1 protein-coding gene and 1 pseudogene are annotated in these 710 nt (G+C 46.5%); one reads left to right on the plus strand and one right to left on the minus strand.

Features of this window, described 5'->3' with window-relative positions; all coding sequences use genetic code 11:
- A pseudogene (locus ACFIJR_RS09190) lies at positions 1-432 on the plus strand (late control protein); the annotation flags it as partial.
- Between the two features lie 7 nt (positions 433-439).
- On the opposite strand, the gene ACFIJR_RS09195 reads toward ACFIJR_RS09190, so the two are convergent.
- Positions 440-710 (minus strand): hypothetical protein (locus ACFIJR_RS09195; RefSeq protein ID WP_375654088.1); only part of this gene is annotated, 271 nt, incomplete at its 5' end.

Genomic DNA, 710 nt, shown 5'->3' on the forward strand with positions numbered 1-710 from the left:
CATAAACACGACTGTTCCAACTGGGAATTTACCCTAGAGCCACGCACGCAATATGGCACCATTGAAGCTTCTTATTTTGATCGCTCAAAAGGGCAGCAATGCCAAGTCAAGCATCAGACAGGGGTTAGCGGTCCCGTGCGGCGTTTACGGACTTGTTACACTTGTGAGGAGGAAGCACGAGCTGCTGCTGCTTCCGAGTCGGACAGGTTGTGTCGTGCTGTGGGCAGTGGTTCTTTGACCCTTGAGGGACGCCCAGAAATCATGGCGGATCAACCTCTGCTTCTTCAAGGGTTTCGTGGGCAAATCAATGGGCCATGGAAAGCTGCGACCGTCACCCACTGCTATGAAAAACAAAGTGGATACACCACAGAAATTACACTTGAAGCACCAAACAAGGGAAAAGAGGCAGGAGAAAAGGAAACCTCTGAGTGACAAAAAATCAAAGGGTCAACTTGACCCTTTGATCGGTGTTGAAGAGTATTGAGACCAAAATCAAAAGTTCGCACTTTGGTGTGGAGGTAAGGAATAGGTGCAACTTGCACCAATTGCTAAAACGAGAAATAGGATCAAGTTGATCCAATTGCATGAGTACAGCAATAGGGTAATGTTTACCCAATTCCTCAAAGGAGCAATGGTGCAAACATTGCACAATTGCAGACTGAAGAGCAATTTGGTCAAGTTGACCGAATTCCTTAAACGCTTCTCTTTTT

Source organism: Bartonella sp. OD88NMGDW (assembly GCF_042193775.1).
Classification (GTDB): Bacteria; Pseudomonadota; Alphaproteobacteria; order Rhizobiales; family Rhizobiaceae; genus Bartonella; species Bartonella grahamii.